The 22,598-nt window shown below is 74.0% G+C and carries 18 protein-coding genes; 10 read left to right on the top strand and 8 right to left on the bottom strand.

What is annotated here, in order from left to right; genetic code table 11:
* Positions 1-16: 16 nt before the first annotated feature.
* The 4 genes from larC to FRADC12_RS12855 all read right to left on the bottom strand — a co-directional run bounded on the left by larC (position 17) and on the right by FRADC12_RS12855 (position 5,366).
* Complete coding sequence (gene larC / locus FRADC12_RS12870) at positions 17-1,561, bottom strand: nickel pincer cofactor biosynthesis protein LarC (protein ID WP_045876822.1); 1,545 nt, start codon at positions 1,559-1,561, stop codon at positions 17-19.
* Positions 1,558-2,484 carry a nickel pincer cofactor biosynthesis protein LarB gene (larB, locus tag FRADC12_RS12865; protein ID WP_045876821.1) on the bottom strand — a complete coding sequence of 309 codons (927 nt, stop codon included), beginning with the start codon at positions 2,482-2,484 and terminating at the stop codon, positions 1,558-1,560. Before larB ends, larC begins: the two co-directional genes overlap by 4 nt.
* Before the next feature lie 93 nt (positions 2,485-2,577).
* Entirely contained in the window at positions 2,578-3,336 is a 759-nt protein-coding gene (locus FRADC12_RS12860; protein WP_349305860.1) for a phosphotransferase enzyme family protein, read from the bottom strand.
* A gap of 218 nt (positions 3,337-3,554) precedes the next feature.
* The gene (locus tag FRADC12_RS12855; protein ID WP_045876820.1) at positions 3,555-5,366 is read right to left on the bottom strand and encodes an NsdA family TPR-like regulatory protein; all 1,812 of its coding nucleotides are present in this window, start codon (positions 5,364-5,366) and stop codon (positions 3,555-3,557) included.
* Between the two features lie 794 nt (positions 5,367-6,160).
* Between FRADC12_RS12855 and FRADC12_RS12850 the strand changes: the two genes are divergently transcribed.
* From FRADC12_RS12850 to FRADC12_RS12825, 6 genes are all read left to right on the top strand, one after another.
* The gene (locus FRADC12_RS12850; protein WP_052710882.1) at positions 6,161-7,093 is read left to right on the top strand and encodes a GNAT family N-acetyltransferase; all 933 of its coding nucleotides are present in this window, start codon (positions 6,161-6,163) and stop codon (positions 7,091-7,093) included.
* Positions 7,090-8,019 carry a dihydropteroate synthase gene (folP, locus tag FRADC12_RS12845; protein ID WP_502685248.1) on the top strand — a complete coding sequence of 310 codons (930 nt, stop codon included), beginning with the start codon at positions 7,090-7,092 and terminating at the stop codon, positions 8,017-8,019. Before FRADC12_RS12850 ends, folP begins: the two co-directional genes overlap by 4 nt.
* A 164-nt stretch (positions 8,020-8,183) precedes the next feature.
* Positions 8,184-8,600: a dihydroneopterin aldolase gene (folB, locus tag FRADC12_RS12840; RefSeq protein ID WP_084010667.1), complete on the top strand. Its 417-nt coding sequence runs from the start codon at positions 8,184-8,186 to the stop codon at positions 8,598-8,600.
* Positions 8,597-9,190: a 2-amino-4-hydroxy-6-hydroxymethyldihydropteridine diphosphokinase gene (gene folK, locus FRADC12_RS12835; RefSeq protein WP_084010665.1), complete on the top strand. Its 594-nt coding sequence runs from the start codon at positions 8,597-8,599 to the stop codon at positions 9,188-9,190. Before folB ends, folK begins: the two co-directional genes overlap by 4 nt.
* Positions 9,187-9,621 (top strand): DUF3180 domain-containing protein, encoded by a 435-nt coding sequence (locus FRADC12_RS12830; RefSeq protein WP_045876818.1) that lies wholly within the window; start codon positions 9,187-9,189, stop codon positions 9,619-9,621. Before folK ends, FRADC12_RS12830 begins: the two co-directional genes overlap by 4 nt.
* Positions 9,622-9,795: 174 nt before the next feature.
* On the top strand, positions 9,796-12,339 hold the full coding sequence (locus FRADC12_RS12825; RefSeq protein WP_045876817.1) for a helicase-associated domain-containing protein: 2,544 nt from the start codon (positions 9,796-9,798) through the stop codon (positions 12,337-12,339).
* 179 nt (positions 12,340-12,518) lie between these two features.
* On the opposite strand, the gene FRADC12_RS12820 is transcribed toward FRADC12_RS12825, so the two are convergent.
* Positions 12,519-13,208, bottom strand: coding sequence for a RibD family protein (locus tag FRADC12_RS12820; protein ID WP_045876816.1), 690 nt, complete (start codon positions 13,206-13,208; stop codon positions 12,519-12,521).
* A 136-nt stretch (positions 13,209-13,344) separates the two neighbouring features.
* On the opposite strand from FRADC12_RS12820, the gene FRADC12_RS12815 reads away from it, so the two are divergent.
* The 3 genes from FRADC12_RS12815 (at position 13,345) to FRADC12_RS12805 (ending at position 17,622) form a co-directional block, all read left to right on the top strand.
* A complete protein-coding gene (locus FRADC12_RS12815; RefSeq protein WP_045879521.1) occupies positions 13,345-14,982 on the top strand; it encodes a DNA repair helicase XPB in 1,638 nt (545 codons plus the stop codon).
* Positions 14,983-15,565: 583 nt separating this feature from the next.
* On the top strand, positions 15,566-16,462 hold the full coding sequence (locus FRADC12_RS12810) for a glycosyltransferase family 2 protein (protein ID WP_045876815.1): 897 nt from the start codon (positions 15,566-15,568) through the stop codon (positions 16,460-16,462).
* A 155-nt stretch (positions 16,463-16,617) separates the two neighbouring features.
* On the top strand, positions 16,618-17,622 hold the full coding sequence (locus FRADC12_RS12805) for a beta-ketoacyl-ACP synthase III (RefSeq protein ID WP_045876814.1): 1,005 nt from the start codon (positions 16,618-16,620) through the stop codon (positions 17,620-17,622).
* A gap of 75 nt (positions 17,623-17,697) precedes the next feature.
* Here the strand turns inward: FRADC12_RS12805 and FRADC12_RS12800 are convergent, their stop codons facing one another.
* The 3 genes from FRADC12_RS12800 to FRADC12_RS12790 all read right to left on the bottom strand — a co-directional run bounded on the left by FRADC12_RS12800 (position 17,698) and on the right by FRADC12_RS12790 (position 20,193).
* Entirely contained in the window at positions 17,698-18,114 is a 417-nt protein-coding gene (locus FRADC12_RS12800) for a hypothetical protein (RefSeq protein WP_045876813.1), read from the bottom strand.
* Entirely contained in the window at positions 18,111-19,085 is a 975-nt protein-coding gene (locus FRADC12_RS12795) for an endonuclease/exonuclease/phosphatase family protein (protein ID WP_045876812.1), read from the bottom strand. Before FRADC12_RS12795 ends, FRADC12_RS12800 begins: the two co-directional genes overlap by 4 nt.
* Before the next feature lie 64 nt (positions 19,086-19,149).
* Complete coding sequence (locus FRADC12_RS12790) at positions 19,150-20,193, bottom strand: glycosyltransferase family 2 protein (RefSeq protein ID WP_084010663.1); 1,044 nt, start codon at positions 20,191-20,193, stop codon at positions 19,150-19,152.
* Between the two features lie 585 nt (positions 20,194-20,778).
* Between FRADC12_RS12790 and FRADC12_RS12785 the strand changes: the two genes are divergently transcribed.
* Positions 20,779-22,536 carry a GMC oxidoreductase gene (locus FRADC12_RS12785; RefSeq protein ID WP_045876811.1) on the top strand — a complete coding sequence of 586 codons (1,758 nt, stop codon included), beginning with the start codon at positions 20,779-20,781 and terminating at the stop codon, positions 22,534-22,536.
* Positions 22,537-22,598 lie beyond the last annotated feature (62 nt).

Genomic DNA, 22,598 nt, shown 5'->3' with positions numbered 1-22,598 from the left:
GCGCCAGCCATCATGATCATGATTGTCGGGTGGCGAGGCCGGGGTCCGTCCCGTGGCCGCTGACGCCGGGACCGGCGGGTTCGGTCCCGTCCCGGTCGTTCTCCGACCCGGGTGTGACGTCCGACCAGCGGCCTTCGTACGCGAGGGCGCAGGCCGCGGCGAGCACCGCCCGGGCTGGCCAGCCGAGCTTCTCCGCCGCGAGCGCGACGTCCTCCCACTCGGGCTGGGCGACGGGAACCGGACCGGGGGGGTGCTCGCCAAGGTCGCCGACCGGACCAGGGCCGGGGGAGACCTTGACCCGGACCGGGTGGCCGGCCACCTCGACGGCGCGCATCGACCGTGCCAGCGCGTGCTTGCGCACCTGGATCTCCCGCAGGCCCAGCGTCGAGGTGTGCTGGAAGATCGCGGCCCGCACCGCGGGGAGGCTCGCGGGCGCGACCAGGGCGCGCAGTGTGTGGGCCGGACGGCCCTTCTTCATCAGGATCGGGGTCAGCCAGGCGTCGGCCGCGCCGGCGGTGAGCAGCGCCGCGAGCACCGACGGCCAGACCCGCGGGTCGAGGTCGTCGACGTTCGCCTCCAGGACCAGCTCCGCGGTGACTGCGACCCCGTCGGCGAGCCCGCCTTCGCTCTGGGCGCTCGGGGCGACGCCCTCGGCGGGCGGTTCACCTGTCGGGGGGCCGCGACGGCCGGCCCGGCTGCCCGCGTCGTGCGCATGCCGGCTGTGGAGTCCCGGGTGTTCGTCGTCGGCATGGTCGTGGCCGAGGTGGTCGTGAGCCTGATGCCGGTGGGCGCCCGGCGCGGCCACGGTCGGGTCGAGGGCGTCGCCGACCACGAGGCGGACGAGGTTGGGACGGCCGGGCAGGTCCCTGGTGCCTGCGCCGCAGCCGACCGCGGTCACCCGCAGGGCCGGGAGGTCGCCGAAGTGGGTGGCCACCGTGACGACGAGGGCGGCGCCGGTCGGGGTGCACAGCTCGACCGGGACCGGGCCGCCGACGGCCGGGGCGCCCGCGGCGCGCAGCAGCTCGAGCACGGCCGGTCCGGGGATCGGCAGCACGCCGTGCGCCGTCCGGGCCCGGCCGCCGCCGAGCGCGATCGGGGTGGCGACCAGCCCGTCGAGCCCCAGCTGGGCGAACCCGGCGCTGACGCCGACGATGTCGGCGATCGCGTCGAGCGCGCCGACCTCGTGGAAGTGCACCTCGGCCGGGTCGATCCCGTGAACCAGCCCCTCCGCCGTGGCCAGCGCGGCGAACGTGGCGATCGCCAGGTCGCGGGTCGCGTCCGCCAGCGGCGCCCGGGCAAGCAGCACCCGGATATCGGCCCAGGTCCGCGTGTGGCCGGTGTCGGGAGCGACGACGTCGACCTTCGTCGCGGCGAGGCCGGACCGGTGCACCTGGCGGGCCTCGAGCCGGATCGGCAGCCCGAGCCCGTCGATCGCGGCGGCCGGCACGGCCAGCGGAACGCCCGCGTCGACGAGCGCGCCCAGCAGCATGTCGCCGCTCGCCCCGCAGGACAGGTCGAGCCAGCCGACCCGCCGGGCGGCGGGCGGTTCCGGCCCGCTCATCGGTACCCGGCCGAGCTGGCCGCCGTCGCGCGCATGCCGGCCGCCGGCGCGGCGGTTCCGATGCCCGCGGCCGTGCTGCCCTCAGGGCCGGCGCCCGCGGCGGCACGGGCCACCCGGGCCGCGAAGAGACCGGCGCCGAAACCGTTGTCGATGTTGCAGACCGCGATGCCCGGCGCGCAGGCGGTCAGCATGCCGAGCAGCGCGGCGAGCCCGCCGAACGCGGCCCCGTAGCCGACGCTGGTCGGCACGGCTACCAGTGGGACTCCGACCAGCCCGCCGATGACGCTCGGCAGCGCGCCCTCCATCCCGGCGACGACGACCAGGCAGTCGGCCGCGGCGAGCACGTCGCGCACGGCCAGCAGCCGGTGCAGCCCGGCGACGCCGACGTCGCGCAGCACCTCGACCCCCGCTCCGCTCGCGGCGACGGTCAGAGCCGCCTCGTCGGCCACGGGCGTGTCCGAGGTGCCGGCGCAGACGACGACGACCTGGCCGCGGGCGGGCGGCAGCGTACCGACGGCGACGGTCGCGAGCCGTCCGGTGTCGCCGGCTGGCCGCTGGTTTCCCCCCGGGCTGGCGGGGGACCAGCGGCCGGTGACGTGCGCGTCCGGCCAGCGGGCGATCAGCGCGTCGACCGTCTCGCGGTTCGCCCGGGTGACCAGGGTGGGTCGGCCGTCACCGGTGCTCGCGGCTCGCAGCGCGGACACGATGCCCACTGTCTCGGCCGCGGTCTTGCCGGCCCCGAAGACGACCTCCGGATCACCCGTGCGCACGCCGCGATGGGTGTCGACCCGGGCGTAGCCGAGATCGACGAAGCCAGCGCCGTCGCCGAGCGGCCCCGCGGCGAGGCGGGCCAGCGCCGTGTCCGTGTCCACCCGGCCGGCGGCGACGTCGGTCAACAGCGCGCGCAACTGGTCGGTGTCCACAGGGCAAGTCTGCCGGGCCGACGTCCGGGACGGAAAGCGTGACTGGTCCAGTGCGACCCGGAGTCGGTCCGCCAAGGCCGCGGCGGCGCAGCGTCAGCGATAGAGCGACCAGCGGGCGGCCCGGTCGCCGCGGCGCAGGCTGTCGAGCCGGACGCGGAACTGCGCCGCGACGGTGGGGCTGCTCGCCAGGATCGGCAGCACGCTTGTGACGAGCTTGAGCTCCCGGACAGCCCGCAACACCTCGAACCCGTCCCACTCGGTCACATCGACGCCGTAGGCCGCGGCGAGCAGGTTCTGCCGCTCGGGCGGATGTCCGAACCGCAGGAGACCGACCGCGACCGGCATCAGATCCCATTCCGCGGGCCCGAGGCAGACCGAGTCGAAGTCGCAGACGACCACCTGGCCGGACGAGCCTCTGATCAGGTTCCCGAGGTGGGCGTCGCCGTGGATCACCGTCGTGCCCAGCCGGTACCGGATCGTGCGGAGGCCGGCCGCGACCTGGTCGATGAGCTCTTCGAGGAAGACGCGGTCGTCGGGGGCCAGCGCCTCCGCGTCGGACATCCGGCGCCGGACGTCGTCAAGTGGGTCCCAGCGGGGCAGGGCTGGTCGCGGTGGTTCGAGCGCGTGCAGGCGGCGCAGCATGGCGCCGAGGTCCGCGGTGTCCGGTGGCGGCTCGGTGTCAGGACCGACGTCGACCCATGCGGTCGCGAGCGCCTCGCCGGCCCGGATCGGAGCCGGTACCCCGGGCAGCAGCCGGACCGCGGGCACTCCCTCGGCGGCGAGCCAGCGGGCGACCTGGACGACCTTAGGGGCCCGGAAGGCCATCGTGCCCGACGTTGCGAGGCGGACCACCGCGCCCGCGCGCGGCAGCCGGTAGACGGAGTTGACCGTGAGCTTCAGCGCGATCGCGCCGGTGTCGTCCAGGCCCGCGGCCGCGCAGATCGCGGCGAGGGCCCGACGGGACGCGGCGGCCGTGAACCGGCCACCGCCCTCCCCCGCGGACCGCCCCGCGCTGGGCGGGGTGGCCCGGTCCCGTTGGTCGTCCGGCTCGTCGCGCGGACGACCGGACGTCAGTCGCTCGCTTCCGGGTGGGTCAGGCCCGGTTCGGTGCTTCCACTCACGATCATGTTCGTGGCGGCCTTCGTCGTCCGGCCGGCGCCCTTGACGAGGGTCACCCCGGTGGCCGTGACGAGTGCCGCGCCCGCGAGCTGCCCGGTCGCCAGCGGCGTCGTCGCGAGGCCACCGGCCGGCCGCTGCGCGGCTGCGGAGCGCTGCCATTCGCGCACCAGCGCGGCGAGATCCCGAACCTCGGGCACCTCGCCGTGCATCCGGGTCGCCTCCAGCAGCTGGTCGGCCCGAGAGGACACCGAGGACACCGTGCGGCCCCAGGAGATCTGGATCGCCTCGCTGGCCAGGTGGCAGACCCGCTCCAGCTCGAGCCGGCCGGCCCTGGCCAGCGCCAGCGACAGGTCCAGCCTGATCACCGAGCGGAAGCCGGGGGCGTCCATCGCGTCGAGCTTCGGCAGCGCGAGCTCGGCGTGCTGCTCGGCGGTCCGGGGCCGGCCGAGCAGGCACAGCGCGGTGGTCGCGTTGTAGGCGACCTCCACCGGGTTGAACTCGTCGAAGCTGGGCCCGGGCCGGCCCCAGCGGTCCGGCGAGATCTGGTCGGCGAGGTCGTACGCGTGGTCGAGCGCCTTCGCGGCGCCGAGCACGTCGCCCAGCGCGGCGAGCGCGCGGGCTTCCTGACAGACCAGCCGGGCCCGTACCGGCCCGGCGCCGACGTGGCGCTGGCCGTCCCGGGCCAGCCGCAGCGCCTCGTCCGGGCGACCGTCGTAGAACTCGGTGACGGCACCGACCTCGCGGGCCGAGCCGCACAGCGGGCCGTCGCCGGCCGTGAGCCCCGCGGCGTACCCCTGCGCGGTGAGCACCCGGGCGGCCGTCACGTTGCCCTGCTTGAAGGCCGCGTCCGCCCGCAGCACGGCGACCCGACCGGCGAGCAGCCGCAGCCGCCGCCACTGGCTGTCGGGCATCCGGCGGCGCGCCAGCCGCTCGAGGCCCCGGTGCAGCCGGGCGGTCTGGGCGAGGATGTGGGCCGGCGGGATGATCTCGTGGGCGCCGAGCGCCTGGCTGAGGATGTGCTCGGCCCGGTCGAGCGCCAGCTGTACGGGGCTCGCCGCGAGCATGCCGGACACCTCCAGGATCTGTCCCTCAATGAGCAGAGCACCGATGGCCGCCCCGGCGATCCGGTGGAACTGGCGGCGGTCCGATGACCCGTTGTCTGGATCGTCCGCGCCTGCGAATGCGGCGGGCGGGTCCGGCGTGGTCCTGGTTGTGGTCTCCCTGTCGGCCGGCTCGCCCGTGCCCGTGCGGGCACCGGTCTCGCCGTCGGCGAAGGCGGCCTCGGCTGCCCGGGCGGGCCGCCCGGCGTCGGCCGGGCGGGGCTTGGCGGGGAGGCCCAGGGCGCGGTCGCCCGGCCCGCGGCCGAACTGCGCGACGGCGGACGGTGTGGGGAACAGGGTGGCCGCGGCCGTCAGCGCGCTGGCTGGCCGGGTAGCTGCTGGGCTCCCGCCTGGAGCCTGATCGGTGGGTGAGCGGTCGCCGGTCGCGCGGTCGCCAGGTCCGCGGGCGGCGTGGGCGCGCTCGTGGCGGCCGGTCAGGCGCGGGTAGTCGGCGGGGTGGTCGTCCGGGGAGTGTCTGGCGGCCGGGATGACCAGCCCGCGGCCGTCGGCGTCCGGCGCCGGGCGTGTCGCGCCGTCGCTGGACCTCGCCGCGCTCGCTCGGTCGTCCGGTTGGTGGGCGGCGCTGTCGTCGGCAGGCGCTCGCCAGGCGTCGTCGGAGTCGTCCGACGGCTCCTGGGGTAGTCCACCCGTGGCTGGCGGCATCCGGGTGTCCCTCCTGTGAATGGCCGTAACCGGGATCGGAGCGGCCGATCGGTATCTGGACTGCTCGATGTACGCAAGTCGGGCCCTTTTTGGGACTTTAGGCCCTGGTATTGAAGGCTAGGGGTCTGTCTCCCAGGTGGTTCACAGAAGTGGCTGAGGGGTACGGCGGGACCACGCGTCGGTCTGCTCGGGCCGAACCAGCCCAAACTGTCGCGCCGCCGGTGTTGCTATGGCCGGCCAGGCGGCCTTCCGGCCAGCGGTCGTGACCAAAGATCACGGAAGGTCACGTTCGCCGGGGCGACGGCCGGTGCGCTCCCGAATGCCGGGCATCGTACGAGCACCTGCTGTGAGCCCCTGCGTGTTGTCAGTACCGGACTTGTCCTGCATGGTCCCGATTTGGGGGTAGACGGGGTGTGAGCGTGGGTGAGAAGACCACATGTGGCTTATTGGCTCGTTCGAGGTGAAGACCACTACGGACAGTTGCCGAGCTGGCGAGACCGCGGACGGCCGCCGGCCCGCGGTCGCGCCCGCGCGCCCGGCTCGGACCGACTGGCCGGTCAGTGCCGGTCAGTGCCGGTCGTGACGGCCGGTTTCGTGGCGGGAAAGGCACCGTCCCGGGTGGTGGCTGGTCGGTAGCCTCGGGGCATGTCGTGCCGCTCGGGAGCTCGTTCGCCGTTGTCGATCCGCGGTTCCCGCGCCGGCCGGCCGGCGCGCCCGGCCGGCCACGGTCTCGCGTTCGACGGGCCGGGCCGTGTCCCGTCGCGGCTGCCCGGCGCCGACGCTGGCCGGGCCGGATGAGCGGCGAGCCCCCGACCGACCCACTGGTTGGCCCGTGCCGGTTCGCCGACCAGTCCGTCGACCCGGCGGTCGCCCGGATCAGCGGGTACACCGACCCGATCGCGCTGACCCGCGAGCTGGAGGAGCTGGCCTTCCGCGGCTGGTCGGCGCTGCGGACCGAGCGGGTCGATGGCTGGGTGCTGCGCGACTCGGCGGGCGCCACCCGGCGCGGCAACTCGGTCTGGCCGCACGACGACGTCGCGGACCTGCCGGCCGCCCTGGCTCAGGTCGACCGGTTCTACGCCCACGTTGGCCGGCCCGCGTTCGTCCAGCTGACCCCCGCGTCCCGCCCCGGCGAGCTGCGGCAGGCGCTCGACGCGGCCGGCTACGAGCCCGAGCAGGGACCGACCGACGTCTGCGTCGCGGGCCTCGCCGGGATCGCCGCCGCCGCCGCGGGCCTGGCCGAGCGGTCGGCGCCCCCGGGCGGCCGCGGGCGGGGCCCGGTCCGGGTCGCGCTCGCCGAGAGCCCGGGCGACAGCTGGCTGGATGTCTGCGCCGCCGGTGGCATGTCGATGTTCGGCGCGCACCGGGCGGCGAGCGTCGCGGTCCTGCGCAGGACCGAGACCCCCGCGATCTACGTCACGGCGACGCTCGACGGCGTGCCGGTCGGCGCGGGCCGGGGGGTTCTCGACGGCCAGTGGCTCGGGATCTACAGCATGGCGACGCTGCCGGCGGCCCGCGGCCAGGGCGCTGCCACCACGGTGGTCGCGGCGCTGTCCAGCTGGGCTACCAGCGTCGGCGCCCGGCGCGCGCTCCTGCAGGTGGAGGAGCAGAGCATAGCCGCCCGTCGGATCTACGCCGCCCTCGGCTTCCTGCCGGTGTACCGCTACGCCTATCGCCGCAGGTTGGCTGGTGCCACCACCACGGGCCGGCTCATGGGCGCGTCATGACCAGCGAGCGCGCCGACCCGGGTGGCGGCCGCCTTCGGCCGGTTGACCCTGCCGAGACGCCCACGGTGGACGCGATGGCGCGGCTGCTCACGCCCGGGCCGACCAGGGTGATGGGCATCGTCAACGTCACGCCCGACTCGTTCTCCGACGGTGGCACCTACGCCGTGCCGTCCGACGCGGTGCGGGCCGGGCTGCGGATGGTCGCGGACGGCGCCGACATCGTCGACGTCGGTGGTGAGTCGACCCGTCCTGGTGCGGCCCGGGTCGACACCGCCGAGGAGCGCCGCCGGGTCGTGCCGGTCATCGAGGAGCTGGTCGCCGCCGGCGTGACGGTGAGCGTCGACACCACCAGGGCCGCCGTGGCCGCGGCGGCGCTGGACGCCGGCGCGGTGCTCGTCAACGACGTCTCCGCGGCCGCGGACCCGGACCTGCTCGCGCTGTGCGCCGAGCGGGACGCCTACTACGTCCTCATGCATGCGCGCGGCGAGAGCCTCGACATGGCCAAGCGGGCGCACTACGGCGACGTCGTCGCCGACGTCGTCGCCGAGCTGCGCGAGCGGCTCGCGGCCGTCTCCGCCGCCGGGGTCCGGCTGGACCGGGTGATCCTCGACCCCGGGATCGGCTTCGCCAAGAAGTTCGAGCACAACTGGTCCCTGCTGGCCCAGCTGGACGCGTTCGCCCAGCTGGGCCGGCCGCTGCTGGTCGGCACCTCCCGCAAGTCCTTCCTGGGCGCGCTGCTGGCCGCGCCGGACGGCACGCCGCGGCCGGTCGAGCAGCGCGAGGACGCGACCCAGGCGACCACCACGCTGCTCGCCGCCCAGAGGGTCTGGGCGGTCCGGGTGCATGCGGTGCGGCCGGCGGTCGACGCCGTCCGGGTGGTCGGTGCCTGGCATAGGGCCCGCGCCTGGCCCCGGGAGAACGCCTGATCCCGGGCGGCGGGCCTGGCACGGCGACACAGCCGGTCGCGCGCGGCACCCGGGCGGACCGACTCGGGCATGCTGCAGGGAATGCGGACCCGTGGGGGCGCGCTCACACCAGCTGGGCCGCGTCCGCAGGGGCGCGCGGACGGCGACGAATCGGCGAGGGGCAGATGGGGTTCGAGCGGGTGGCCGAGCGGGTCGCGACAGCGGCGCCGGCCGGGGAGATCCGGGACCGGATCACGTTGCGTGGGCTGCGGGTACGCGGGCGGCACGGCGTGCTGGCGGCCGAGCGTGAGCTGGGCCAGGAGTTCGTGGTCGACGCGGCCCTGTGGCTTGACACCGCGCCCGCCGCGGCGGCCGACGACGTCACTCAGACCGTCCACTACGGCGAGCTCGCCGAGGCGCTCGCGGCCGTCGTCGCCGGCGAGCCGGTGGACCTGCTGGAGACGCTGGTCGCCCGGCTCGCCGACGTCTGCCTGGCCGACCGGCGGGTCGCGCGGGCCGAGGTGACGGTGCACAAGCCGGCCGCGCCGATCCCGCTGCCCTTCGCGGACGTCGCCGTCACGATCGTCCGGGAACAGGTGTGACGGGCCAGCCGGCGCAGCCAGGTCCGGGAGCTCCGGAACCGCACTCGGCCTCGGCGGGTCCTGGCCCACTCCCGGCCCACGCCGTGCTGGCGCTCGGGTCGAATCTCGGCGACCGGGCCGCGACGCTGCGCGCGGCCGTCGCGCTGCTGGACGACCGGCTGGGTGTGCTCGCCGTGTCGCCGGTCTACGAGACGGTGCCGGTCGGCGGGCCGCCGCAGGACGACTACCTCAACGCGGTACTACTCACCCGCCCGGCGCCCGTCCGCGCGCTGCTGGCCGCCGCCCGGGAGGCCGAGCAGGCGGCCGAGCGGGTCCGCACCATCCGCTGGGGACCGCGCACCCTGGACGTGGACGTGATCGCCTGCGGAGACGTGACCAGCGACGACCCGGAGATCATCGTCCCGCATCCGCGGGCGCACCTGAGGGCCTTCGTCTGCGTCCCGTGGCTGGACGTCGACCCGGACGCGACCATCCCCGAGCACGGCCGCGTCGCCGACCTGGTGGCCGGGCTCGCCGCGGCCGGCGAGACCGCCGGGCTGCGCCGGGCCGGGGCGGCGACCGATCTCGGCGTGGCCCCCGGGCTCGGATGACGCCGACCCGGGCTCGTGAGCTGGCCGGCGCCGTCCTGGTCGCCGGGGTGCTCGCGTACCTGCTGCTCGTCTGGTCGTACCGGACACTGCCGCAGCTGCCACGTACCGGCCCGCTTTCCGTGTTCGTGATCGCCGTCCTGGAGCTGCAGACGGCGAGCATCACCCGCCGCCGCCTCGCCGGCCGGCCGGGCACCAAACCGATCATGCCGCTGACGGTGGCCCGGCTGGCCGTGCTGGCCAAGGCCAGCTCGCTCACCGCGGCCGTGATGGCCGGTGGCTGGGCCGCCCTGCTCGCCTATACCGCGGCCCATCTGGACACCTACGGCACCGCGGGCGCCGACCTCATCACCGCCGGTCTCGGCCTTGGCTCAGCCGTGGCCCTGATCGTCGCCGCGCTGCTCCTCGAACGGGTCTGCCGGGTACGGCGCTGATCCGTCCGCCCCGACCCGGGCCCGGTCAGGACGGCGCCAGGCTGGCGTAGAGCGCCGGGTCTGTCCGGCTTGCTCCCGTGTGGACAGGGCCGTGAGGCCCGGGGAGGCGCCGGCGGGCTCGGTGATGGCGGGCGGCGCGGACGGTCGCTCAGGAAGCTGGGCTACCGTCGGAGAGTGTCATCGCCGGCACTGGAGCCCGACGGGGAGCCGGCCACGCTGCCGGCGTGGCTGCGCGCCCGGTCTGACGACGAGCTGACCAGGCTGTTCGAGCTGCGCCCCGACCTCGCCACACCGCCGCCCCCCGACTTCGACATCCTCGCGGCCCGGCTGGAGATCAGGGTCAGCGTCCTGCGTGCCCTCGACAGCCTCGACACGTTCGCCCTCGAAGCCGGCGCGGTGCTCACGCTGCTGCCGGGCCCGGTGACCGTCGGCCGGCTGGCCGAGCTCTGCGGCGGCCTCGACGTCCGCGCCGCCGTGCGGGCGTTGCGGGCCCGCGGACTGGTCTGGGGCGACGGCGACGAGCTGAGGCTGGTCGGGACCGCGGCCGACCTGCTCGGCGACCGCGCGCTGGGCCTCGGCCGGGCGGCGCGGGACTGCTTGGCCGCCTACCGGGTGCCGCAGCTGGCCCGGCTGGCCACCGCGCTGGGCGTGGCCCGGGCCGGGCGGGTCGCGCTGGGCGGCCGGACCGCGCGGCTCGGGGCTCCGGGCCAGGAACGCGGGGCCGCGGTGACCAAGGAGACGCTGGTCGCGGAGGTGGCCGAGCGGCTCGGTGATCCCGCGGTGGTGCGCGGGCTCGCGGCCGAGTGCTCCCCGGCGGCCGGCCGGATCCTGGCGCGGCTGGCCGAGGGCCCGGCCCGGGGTGCCACCGCGGAGGCGGGCCGCCTGCTGGCCGTCGCGGCCGCGCGCACCCCGGTCGAGGAGCTGCTCGCCCGTGGTCTGCTCGTCGGCGTCGACGCGGACGAGGTCGAGATGCCACGGGAGGTCGGTCTGGCGCTGCGCGGCGACCGGCCAACCGGCATCCTGCACCCGGCGCCGCCGGAGCTGACCGGCCGGCAGGTCGCGCCGGCCTCGGTCGACCCGGCCGCGGCGCTGGCCGCCGAGACGGTCGTCCGGCACGTCGCCACCTTGCTGCAGGCCTGGGGCGTCAGCCCGATCGTGCCGCTGCGCACCGGCGGGCTCAGCGTGCGCGACCTGCGCGCTGTCGCCCGGCTGCTGGAGATCCCCGAGCCGGAGGCGGCGTTCGTCGTCGAGCTGGCCGGCGCCGCCGGGCTGGTCGACACGACGGCCGGCGTCGACGTGCGGATCGTGCCGACGACCACCTTCGACCGCTGGAGCGTCGACTCGACCGCGCTGCGGTGGGCACTGCTGGTCGAAGGCTGGGTCCGGTCGGCCTCGGTCGCGTCGCTGGTCGGCGACCGGGACGAGCGGGGACGACAGGTCTCGGCGCTGTCCGTCGACGTCCGCCGGTCCGCCGCGCCGGCGACGCGGGCCGAGGTCCTGGCCGCGCTCGCGGCGGCCCCGGACGGGGTCGCGCCGACGGCGCAGTCCGTGCGGGCGCTGCTGAGCTGGCGGGCGCCGCGCCGTGGCGGCGCGCTGCAGGAGCGCCTCGTCGACGCCACCATCGAGGAGGCGGAACTGCTCGGGCTCACCGGCCGGGGAGCGGCGGCGACGACCGGCCGGCTGCTCTCCACACTGCTCGCCGAGGGCGCCGGGGCCGTGGGGACGACGCCGTTCGGCCCCGGGCTGGCCGCGAAGCCCGGCTCGTTCGCCGATGCGCTGGCCGACGCGCTCGCCCCGCTGCTGCCCGAGCCGGTCGACGAGCTGCTGCTGCAGGCTGACCTGACCGCCGTCGCCCCGGGCCCGCTGGTCGCCGAGGTCGCGGCTGAGCTCGCCCGGCTCGCCGACATCGAGTCGACCGGGGCCGCCACCGTCTACCGGTTCTCCGAGGAGTCGCTGCGCCGGGCGCTGGACGCCGGCTCCTCGCCGGCCGACATCCACGGCCTGCTGACCAGGCTCAGCCGGGGTGGCGTGCCGCAGGCGCTGACCTACCTGGTCGACGACACCGCGCGCCGGCACGGCCGGCTTCGTTCTGGCCCGGCCGAGTCCTACCTGCGCTGCGACGACCCGGCGCTGCTGTCGGAGGTGGTCGCCTCCCGGCGCACCCAGACGCTTGGGCTGCGCCGGATCGCGCCGACGGTCGTGATCTCCCGGCTGCCGGTGGTCGAGCTGCTCGACGGGCTGCGCGTGGCCGGGTTCGCCCCGGCCGCGGAGGGCCCGGACGGCCGGGTCGTCGTCAGCCGGCCGGAGACACACCGGACCCCGGCACGGGCCCGCTCGGCGGCGGCCGACCCGGCCGCGGTGCGCCGCGGCCAGCTGCGGGACGCGGTCAAGCTCGTCCGGCGTGGCGACGAGAACGCCCGGGCGCTGCGGCTGGCCGGCGGCGCCGCGACGACCTTCGGGAACAGCGAGGTCGAGGGCCTGGTGCGCTCGGCGCCGCTGATCCTGGTCCGGCTTCAGGCCGCGGTGCGCGAGCGGCGCCGGGTGCTGATCGGTTACGTCGACCAGCAGGGCACGCCCAGCGACCGGATCGTGCGCCCGACCGCCCTCGATGGCGGCTGGCTGACCGCCTGGGACGAGACCGCCGCCGCCCCGCGCCGCTTCGTGCTGCATCGCGTCACCGCGGTGGCGGACGTCGTCGATCCGTTCGCCGGCGTTTGAACTCAGGGACCGGGGTACCGGGGGGAGAGCGCGTAGGGCGAGCGGCCGGAGACGGCGCTTCGCGCCTCCGGCCGCTCCGCCTGATCGGGCGCTGGGGCGCCCTCCCTTGCGTGGATCGGAGGTGGGAGAAGTGCGGCGGTGGGCGCCGATCCAGAGTCGGGATCTTGGTTGAGCCGCGTTCAGAGGCCCGGGTAGCGGGGCGAGAGCGCGTAACGCAGGAGGACGACGTCGTTGAGCTGGGTGGTCTCGGCCAGGCGGGCGGGGTGGGCCGGGTCGTGCGGGAACGTGCCGGGACCGACGAAGCGGGGGGCGCGGGGGTCGCCGACGAAGAACGGCGCGATCACGAGCTGAAGCTCGTCGGCGAGGTCCCCGGTCAGGAACTGGGTGTGCACGGCACCGCCGCCCTCGACCATCAGCCGGGCCACGCCCCGGGCCGCGAGGTCGGCCAGCACGGCGGTCAGCTCCACGGGGCCGCGCGCGTCGACGACCTCGGCCCCCGCGCCGAGGCGCCCGCGGGCCTTCGCCACCGCGCTGGTGGCCGTGTAGACGACCTTCGGGGCCTCGCCGGCGGTGAAGAACCGGGCCGAGGGGTCGAGGTCGCCGGTGGCGGTGAGCGTCACCTTCAGGGGGTTCGCGGGCAGGCCACGACTTGTCCGTGCCCGTTGCCGCGCCGGGGACCGGATCAACAGCTTCGGGTTGTCCGCACGGATCGTCCCGGCGCCGACCAGGATCGCGTCGCATCCGGCGCGAACCTCGTCCACCCGGTCGAAGTCCGCCTCGTTCGACAGGCGTAGCCGCGCGTCGCTCGTGTCGTCGAGGTATCCGTCGATCGAGGTCGCGCAGCTCAGCAGTACGTACGGCCTGGTCACCCGAGGCGGGTCCTCTCTTCCGTGGTGGTGACAACGTAACGGGACGGGCCAGCGTCGCCGCGGGCGTCCGTCCGGTCGCCTCCGGCCGGCGGGTACCGTCGAGTCATGTGCGATGCCGAGCGAGCAGCGGTGGCCCGTGGCTGACGGGCCACTGATCGTCCAGTCGGACAAGACGCTGCTGCTAGAGGTCGACCACCCACGGGCGAAGGCCGCACGGGCGGCGATCGCCCCCTTCGCCGAGCTTGAGCGCTCACCCGAGCACGTGCACACCTACCGGATCACCCCGCTGGCGCTGTGGAACGCGCGCGCCGCCGGGCATGACGCCGAGCAGGTCGTCGACGCCCTCGTCACGCACTCCCGCTATGCGGTGCCGAACGCGCTGCTGGTGGACGTCGCCGACACGATGGACCGCTATGGCCGGCTGCGGCTGGAGAACGACCCGGCGTACGGGCTGGTGCTGCGGGCGATCGACCGGGCCGTGCTGGTCGAGGTGTCCCGGGCCAAGCGGATCGCGCCGATGCTCGGCAACCGGATCGACGACGACACGATCGCCGTCCACCCGTCCGAGCGGGGCCGGCTCAAGCAGGCGTTGCTCAAGCTCGGCTGGCCGGCCGAGGACATGGCCGGCTACGTCGATGGCGAGGCGCACCCGATCGAGCTGCGCGAGGACGGCTGGGAGCTGCGCGACTACCAGAAGGGCGCGGTCGCCGGCTTCTGGGAGGGCGGCTCGGGCGTGGTCGTGCTGCCCAGCGGCGCCGGCAAGACGATCGTCGGCGCGGCCGCGATGGCTCAGGCGTCGAGCACGACCCTCATCCTCGTGACCAACACCGTCGCCGGCCGGCAGTGGCGCACCGAGCTGCTGCGCCGCACGTCGCTGACCGAGGACGAGATCGGCGAGTACTCCGGCGAGCGCAAGGAGATCCGCCCGGTCACGATCGCCACGTACCAGGTGATGACCGCCCGGCGCGGCGGTGAGTACCTGCACCTGGATCTCTTCGACGCCCGCGACTGGGGTCTCATCGTCTATGACGAGGTTCATCTGCTCCCCGCGCCTGTGTTCCGGATGACGGCCGACATCCAGTCGCGGCGCCGGCTCGGGCTGACGGCGACGCTGGTCCGCGAGGATGGCCGTGAGGGCGACGTGTTCTCGCTGATCGGCCCGAAGCGGTACGACGCCCCCTGGCGCGAGATCGAGGCGCAGGGCTGGATCGCGCCGGCGGAGTGCACCGAGGTGCGGGTGACGCTCACCGAGGACGAGCGGATGTCCTACGCCGTGGCCGAGGCCGACGAGCGATATCGGATGTGTGCGACCGCTTTGTCCAAACACGGCGTCGTCGAAAGGCTGGTCCGGAGGCACGCCGATGACCGGGTGCTCGTCATTGGCGCCTATCTCGATCAGCTCGACGCGCTCGGGCGGAGCCTGGACGCTCCGGTGATCCAGGGCAGTACGAGAAACAAGGAGCGAGAGCGGCTCTTCGAGGCGTTCCGGACCGGCGAGATCAGGACGCTGGTGGTCTCGAAGGTCGCCAACGTCTCGATCGACCTGCCGGAGGCCGGCGTCGCGATCCAGGTCAGCGGCACGTTCGGCTCCCGCCAGGAGGAGGCGCAGCGGCTTGGCCGGGTGCTGCGGCCCAAGGCCGACGGTCGCTCGGCGCACTTCTACACGGTTGTCTCCCGAGACACCCTCGACCAGGAGTACGCCGCCCACCGCCAGCGCTTCCTCGCCGAGCAGGGCTACGCGTACACCATCGTGGACGCCGTCGATATCGCCTGAGCTGGACCGGGCGCGAACCCGCCGTCAGGCGCACGAACCACCCGCATGGCGACAGAACGGGTTGAGAACCAGTTCCTGGGAACAAGCGCCATCTCCTGGCGACAACGGCGCATTCCGGAGGCCCGTTCCCCTCTTTCGTGGTCTCTTGGCCGCGAAGACAATACGAGCGGGGCCGGTTGTGCTACTGATTAGTACCATGTTCTCCCAGCGGTTCTTCAGCCAGTTCGGCCGCTCGTCCTGGCCCCCGGCCGCCGCGGTGGCACTGTCGCCTGGGCGACAGCCGGATGCCCGGTATGACGTAGCGCACTCCTGACCGCCAATTAGTGGAAAAAGCCGGCCGGCCCGTGTGGGGCGGATGGTACACTTCAGGCCATCGGGGACCTCGCGGGAGCGAGTTATCCGGCTTGATCGCTGGAATTCATAGATCTCTGCCGTCAGGGGGATGGCCGGAGACCCGGCGAGCGACGAAGCATTCGAAGCTTTAGCCCGAGCAAACAAACTTACCCGACGCCGCGGCGCCGTCTCTCGACCTGCCACGAGAGATGGTGACCGTGGGCGGGTCCTTGGTCTTGGGGGGAGACCAATGTCTGGCGCTGCGCCCAAATTCATCCGTCGCGAGCCGACGATCAGCATCGTCATCCCGACGCTCAACGAGGCGAAGAACCTGCCACACGTCTTCGAGAAACTACCCGGTGACGCCGAGATTGTGCTGGTGGACGGCCGCTCGACCGACGGCACGATCGACGCCGCCCGCTCGCTGCGGGCCGACGTCGTCGTCGTCCACCAGACCCGCAAGGGCAAGGGCAACGCGCTGGCCTGTGGGTTCGCCGCGGCCACCGGGGACATCATCGTCATGCTCGACGCCGACGGCTCGGCTGACGCCAAGGAGATCGAGGCATTCACCAAGGTCCTGAAGGCCGGTGCGCACTTCGCCAAGGGCTCGCGGTTCATGCCGGGAGGCGGCAGCGAGGACATCACCCGCATCCGCCGCCTCGGAAACCGTTTCCTTTCCTTCCTCGTTAACTCGCTCTTTCGCTGCCGGTACTCCGACCTGTGCTACGGCTACAACGCGTTCTGGCGCGCCTGCCTGCCGGCGCTCGCGTTGGACGCGGGAATGCCGGCCGGCGGGGGGGACGCCGCCGAGCGACGCTGGGGCGACGGTTTCGAGATTGAAACAATGATTAACCTGCGTGTAGCGCAGGCCGGACTGCGTGTGATCGAGGTTCCCAGCTTCGAGTACTCCCGGATCCACGGGGTGAGCAATCTCAATGCGATCTCGGACGGCCTTCGGGTCCTCCGGACGATCGTCTCGGAGCGGCGGCGGCCGCGTGCGCCGCTGGAGATCGAGCCGGAACTGCCCACCCAAACACTGCCGGCCGGCGTAACACCCATCGGCCCGCTGGAGCGGGATCCGGCCGCGGGTATTATCCGGCAGCGCGAGCGCGCCGACGGGGAATCCAAGTCCGTTGGGATGGCCTGACCCCGGCGCTCCACCGCATTTCTTCAGAGGGGGGCACGGATGAAGTGGACTCTGTGTCGGATGGCATCGCCGGCCGCGTGCCGGCGGGGCCGGCCGATCCACGTGGGCCAGCCGGGCCGGCCGATCCACGTGGCGCGCGTAGGGAACGGGCTCCGATGACCGTCGAGCTGCGGTCACCGGCGGGGCCCGCGGGCGCGCGCATTCTGGGGGTGGGCGCCTACCGTCCGCCCAGGGTCGTCTCGAACGCGGAGATCAGCCTGGCGATCGACTCGTCGGACGAATGGATCGTCTCCCGTTCGGGTATCAGGAGCCGTCGGTTCGCCGGGGCGGACGAGCCGCTGGGCGGCATGGCGGCGGGCGCCGCCGGCAAGGCGATGGCGCACGCCGGTATCTCGGCGGCGGATCTGAGCTGCGTTCTCGTGGCGACGATGTCGAATGTCGTCCAGTCGCCGTCGCTGGCGACCGATGTCGCCGCCCGCCTCGGCGCTGAGGGTGTCGCGGCCTTCGACGTGTCGGCCGCGTGCGCCGGGTTCAGCTACGCCCTCGCGATGGCGAACGACATGATCCGCGCGGGCAGCGCTCGCTACGTGGTCGTCATCGGCGCGGAACGGATGACAGACATCATCGATCCGCACGACCGCGGTACGGCCTTCCTGTTCGGTGACGGCGCGGGTGCGGTGGTCGTCGGGCCGTCGGGCACCGCCGGCATCGGCCCGGTCGTGTGGGGATCGGACGTCAGCAAGCGGGATGTCATCGGGCACGACTCGTCCTACCTGCGGTGGCGGGAGAGCCCTGAGCTGCCCTGGCCGGTGATGCGTATGGACGGGCCGCAGGTGTTCCGGTGGGCGAGCTGGCAGATGGCGCCGGTGGCCCAGCGGGCGCTCGCGGCGGCCGGGATCGAGGCCAGCGACCTGGCGGCGTTCATCCCGCACCAGGCCAACATCCGGATCATCGACACGATGTGCCGGGTGCTCAGACTGCCGAAGAGTGTGGTCGTGGCCCGGGACATCGCGACCACGGGGAACACCTCGGGAGCCTCCATCCCGTTGGCGATGGAGGATCTGCTCGCCCGCCAGCAGGCCCCGAGCGGCGGCCTGGCGCTGCTGGTCGGGTTCGGCGCGGGGCTCGTCTACGCGGCCCAGGTGGTTCGGCTGCCCTGAGCGGGCGGCGACAAGCACGCACCCCGCGTCAGGGGCGAGCTCGTGACCGGGCTCGTCCCTGACGCCATCCGTGGGTCAGGGCGCGACGATCCCCAGGCCGCGCGTGTGGCAGTAGGCCGCGACGGGTTTCATGGCGGCCGGATCCGGCCTGGCCGGCAGGCCAGCGACCAGCCGGACGAACGCCGCGTCGTGGGTGCCGGCCGTGGTGCTCGTCAGGAAACGCCACTCGACCGCGAGGAACTGCTCAAGCTCCGGGTACCTCGGCGTCGCCACGACGACGTCGGCGACCTCGCACAGCACCGCCTTGCGATTCGCGCGGGCCGCGGCCGTCCGCTCGGCGGCGAACCAGCCGGACAGGCCCCCGACGACGATCAGCACCGGGACGATCGCGGCGACGAGCCGGGTCCGGCGGGAGAGGCGCCACCGGTGCGCTGAGCTGTCCCGGTGCGCTGAGTTGTCCCGGTGCGCTGAGCCGGGCCGCCAGATCCTCATGACGAGGGCCGCAGCGCGAGGTCCGCCACGACCGGTAGGTGGTCGCTTCCGTAGCTCTTCCCCACCCGGAGCCCGGTCGCGGTGAACTGCGGCGAGGTGAGTACATGGTCGAGCCGCCACAGCGCTGGCACGAGCGGAAGGCGGTCGTTCCAGGTCGGCGACCAGCCGGCGTGCACGGAGTCGTGAGCGTCGGTCAACCCCGCGGCGAGGACACGGCGGAACGGGCGCATGTCCCGGGTGGCGTTGAAGTCCCCGGCCAGGACGACCGGGAGCGTCGTGGCCTGCACCTCTCGGCGCAGGTCAGCCAGCTGGGTCCGCCACACGTCGACGTTGTGGGAGTTCCGCGGCGACAGCGTGTGCACGGCGAACAACCGGAAGCGCTGCCCCGCCGGCAGCGTGACCGTCACGCGCAGCGAGTCCAGGCCGCCGACGAGCGGTGCCGCGACGTCCGACAACGGGTACCGGGACCAGACGCCCGCTCCGAACGCCCCGAACTGTGGCCGGGATGCACTGTAGTGGTAGCCGGCGAGTGCCCCTGACTTCATCAGGCCGTAGTAGGTCACGTTGGACAGCTCTTCGACGACCACCACGTCCGGGGAGTCGGCGCGGATCTGGCGGCCGAGCGTGCCGGCCCGGCCGTTGTCCAGCTCCAGGTTCGCGGTCAGCAGCCGGAAGTGGGCCGCGCCGGCCGGCGCGGCGCTCGCGCCGCCCGGCCGGACCTCAGGCCACAGCCAGACGAGATGGGCGACCACCGCGACGAGGGCCACCACCGCCAGCGCGTAACGATGCGTGGCGACGCCGACCGCGAACGCGGGATACGCGGGCAGAAACAGGACCGGAGTGAGCGCGTTCACCAGAACGTAGGGCCAGAGCACGTCGTCCAGGTGCGTCAACCGGCCCAGTACGGCGACAGCGAGGCCAGCCGCGGCCACCCAGGCGAGGACGACCAGCACCTTCGTCACGACCGCCATTCTTCGCGCCCTCCCGCCGGCCGCGGTTGTTCGGTCGGGTGGGGACGGATCCTCACCCGACCGGTCACGGAGTGGCACGCGCGATCGCGCCCCGGCCATAGCCGGCGACGGTGAACGTCACGCCCACCAGCACCATCGCGGCGCGCCCCCACGTCCGTGGGCTGCGCAGATCGCGCCGCACGGCGCGCGGTAGGACATGTCGCACGTAGGCCTTCTCCGCCTCGAGCGCCGACTCCTGGCCTACCCGGCGGGCGACGACGGCCTTGGAGATGCCCTCGGAGAAGCACCGGCGCCGGTAGTACCGCCAGGTCGTCCGGTCCGGCGTGACGCCGTGCAGGACGACAGCGGCGGGCTCGTAGAGGATGACGGCCTCGGCCACGTCCCGGCGCAGCCGGATGCCGAACTCGGTCTCCTCGCAGCCGAGCGGAATCGACCCGACGCGGCCGAGTCCGTCGCTGAATCCGCCGACCCTGGCAAAGGCCGACCGCCGGAAGGACATCCCGGCGCCGATCGGGTTTCGCACCGGCGCGACGGACGTGGGCAGGCCGATGTAGCTGCACCCGATGATCCAGTCGAACTCGGGCGGGAACCAGGCTGGCCGGCCCGCGTGGGCGCCGCGCCACGGGCCAGCGCCCTGCTCGGGCCAGCGCGGCAGGGCGGCGCCTCCGACGCCCTGCACGGCCGGATCCGTGTAGTGGGCGAGCATGCGCTCCAGCCAGTCCGGCTGGGCCCAGGCGTCGTCGTCCAGGAAGACGACCACGTCACCCCTGGCCCGTTCCACACCCGTGTTCCGGGCTCCCGAGAGACCGGGCTTGCCGGCGTTCGGCACCACGACCGCGTCGGAGAAGCTGCTCAGGGCGAGCTCGAGCAACTCCTCGTTGTGGTCGATCACCACGATGATGTCGCCGGCTGGAACAGTCTGGGCACGTACCGACGTGACCGCCGCCGTCAGGTCATCCCACCGGCGCAGCGTGTACGCGCAAATTACGACTGAGGCGGTGACCAGTTCGGCGCTGCTTGGCAATCGTGTCGCCGACGATCGCGCGGATTCGTATTCGTTCCCGGCGGCGCCGATGGCGTCGCCGGGCGCCTTCTCGTCGAAAGCCAAGGTGCCCCCCCTATCACCCGATGCACATTTGGCGGAACCGCTCGGCACCAACATGGCCGGGCGAGGTGGGCGAGCGCCGCACATGGTGCCTGTGTCGCAAACAGAATTGGCGGGCTTGGTATCCCCCACGACCTGGCGCCGCCCAGACAGGCCTAACCAGGAGGATACCCGTCCCCGTCCGCCGCCGGACAGCGCCCTGGGCTGGCGAATGGTCAAGGCCACCCGCTGGCAGCCAAGGAACGACGCCAAATTCACAACATCGAATAATACGAATGCAAGCCGGCCGTGCATGGCGGTCGTTCAGGTGCGCCGTGGATTGGGTGGCGGCCACCGTGGCCGACCCAACGCGGTCGGCGATGATGTTCGGGGTGAGGTCTGGGTGAGGCCGGTCATAGTTGATCGCCGTCGCCAGGGCGGTGGGTGACCGCCTCGGCGACGAACGCCACGGGCCGTGCCTGTACTTTGAGGTGGCATCGCCTGCCGAGAGGTGCGTCACGGCTGACGTCCGCTCGGCGGCGTCTTGTCTTTCCTCCGGTCGCGCGCCAGCTCACGGGCTGTCGAGCCACGGGGCGTTGGGGGGCTGCCGTGACCGTGTTCGATCTCGACAAGTTGCCGCCAGACACGGAGCTCACCACCGAGGTGTGCATCGTGGGAAGCGGTCCCGCCGGCGCGACGCTCGCCGCGGAGCTCGCAGGCAGCGCGCTGCGGGTGCTCGTGGTCGAGAGCGGTGGCCGGGAGCCCGAGGCCGCCGTCGCGGCGCTCAACGAGGTCGAGAACGTCGGCGCGTCGCGCGTCGCTGACCAGGACCTGATGCGGACCCGCGCGCTGGGCGGCACCTCGCGCATCTGGACCGGGCGCTGCGCGGAGCTCGACGAGATCGACTACGTCGACCGGCCCTGGGTGGCGCACTCGGGCTGGCCACTGACCGGGGACGAGCTGCGGCCCTTCCTCGACCGGGCCCGGACCTACCTCGGGCTCGGCCCGAACCTCTACGACGACCGGCTCTGGGCCCTGCTCGGCCGGCGCCCGGCTGGGCCGCCGTTGCCCGAGTCACGACTCGTCCCGCGGTTCTGGCAGTTCAGCCGAGGAGCCACCGATCCCGCGGGTCCGACCAGGTTCGGCGTCGACGTGCTGCCCCGGGCGGCCGGGAACGACGCCGAGGTGGACGAGCCGGGACGGCCCGTGGGCTCCGGCAACGTCAACGTCCTGCTGCACGCGACCGTCACCCACGTCGACACCGACGACACCGGCGCGGTCGTGCGCGGCGTCGAGGTGGCGTCCACCTCCGGGCGCCAGGCCAGGATTCGCGCGGCCGTGGTGGTGCTCGCGGGCGGGGCGATCGAGAACGCCCGGCTGATGCTCGCCTCGAACCGCGTCGTCCCGCATGGGGTCGGAAACCGCAACGACCTGGTCGGCCGGTTCCTGATGGACCATCCGGGCTCGGTCATCGCGTCGGTCGAGCCGGGCTCGGCCCGGCGGTTGCGCGACCGGTTCGGGCGTTACTGGCTGGACGGGCCGGACGGGCGCCAGGTCTACATCCACGGCGTCGGGCTGAGCCCGCGGGCCCAGCGCGACGAGGAGCTGCTCAACTGCGCGGCCTTCCTCGAGGAGTACCCGGCGACGGGCGACCCCTGGCACGCCGGCCAGCGGCTGGCGTCCCGGCTGCGCGGCGGCGGCGAGCCGGCGCAGGACGAGGTGGCGCTGGCCAGCTTCTGGCGCCGCGAGGACGAGGTACCCGACCCCACGCCCGGGCGGGACGCGCTCACGTTGCTGCGCAACGCGCCGACGGTTGCCGCGGGTGCCTATCGGATGACCCGGCGGCATCGCCCGCCGATCTTCCAGGCCAGCCGGGTCGACGTCTACTGCCTGGTCGAGCAGGAGCCGGATCCAGCCAGCCGCGTCACCCTGTCGGACCGGATGGACGGGCTCGGCGTTCCGATCTCCCGCGTCGACTGGCGGGTCAGCGAGCGCGAGCGGATCTCGGCCGGCCGGCTGGCCGGGCTGCTGGCGGAGGAGCTCGGGCGCCTCGGGTATGCCAGTCCGGAACCGGCTGACTGGCTCAAGGGTGGCGAGGCCTGGCCGGAGAACATCATCGACAGGGCTCACCCGATCGGGACGACCAGGATGGCCGACAGTCCGCGCGCGGGAGTCGTCGACCGCAACTGCCAGGTCCACGACACCGAGGGCCTGTTCGTGGCGGGCAGCTCCACGTTCCCGACCGCCGGCCACGTCAACCCGACGCTGACGATCGTCGCCCTGGCGATCCGGCTGGCCGACCATCTGAAGGCCCGTGGCCGGGCCGGCCAGGCCGCCTGGGCGCCGTCGCCCTCCGTGAGCTCGTGACCCGGCCGTAAGGCGACGACCAGGCGAAACTGCCGCCGCCTATCATGAGGCCGGCATACTGG

It is taken from the genome of Pseudofrankia sp. DC12, assembly GCF_000966285.1.
Lineage (GTDB): Bacteria > Actinomycetota > Actinomycetes > Frankiales > Frankiaceae > Pseudofrankia.
This window is presented reverse-complemented; position numbering and strand designations above follow the sequence as displayed.

Bases quoted from the DNA above. Each gene is read 5' to 3' on its own strand.
- FRADC12_RS12805 (WP_045876814.1), top strand. From the start codon at position 16,618: ATGACCGTCGAGCTGCGGTCACCGGCGGGGCCCGCGGGCGCGCGCATT.
- FRADC12_RS12855 (WP_045876820.1), bottom strand. From the start codon at position 5,366: ATGCCGCCAGCCACGGGTGGACTACCCCAGGAGCCGTCGGACGACTCC.
- FRADC12_RS12795 (WP_045876812.1), bottom strand. From the start codon at position 19,085: ATGGCGGTCGTGACGAAGGTGCTGGTCGTCCTCGCCTGGGTGGCCGCG.
- larC (WP_045876822.1), bottom strand. From the start codon at position 1,561: ATGAGCGGGCCGGAACCGCCCGCCGCCCGGCGGGTCGGCTGGCTCGAC.
- folP (WP_502685248.1), top strand. From the start codon at position 7,090: ATGACCAGCGAGCGCGCCGACCCGGGTGGCGGCCGCCTTCGGCCGGTT.
- FRADC12_RS12830 (WP_045876818.1), top strand. From the start codon at position 9,187: ATGACGCCGACCCGGGCTCGTGAGCTGGCCGGCGCCGTCCTGGTCGCC.
- folB (WP_084010667.1), top strand. From the start codon at position 8,184: ATGGGGTTCGAGCGGGTGGCCGAGCGGGTCGCGACAGCGGCGCCGGCC.
- FRADC12_RS12810 (WP_045876815.1), top strand. From the start codon at position 15,566: ATGTCTGGCGCTGCGCCCAAATTCATCCGTCGCGAGCCGACGATCAGC.
- FRADC12_RS12850 (WP_052710882.1), top strand. From the start codon at position 6,161: ATGAGCGGCGAGCCCCCGACCGACCCACTGGTTGGCCCGTGCCGGTTC.
- FRADC12_RS12800 (WP_045876813.1), bottom strand. From the start codon at position 18,114: ATGAGGATCTGGCGGCCCGGCTCAGCGCACCGGGACAACTCAGCGCAC.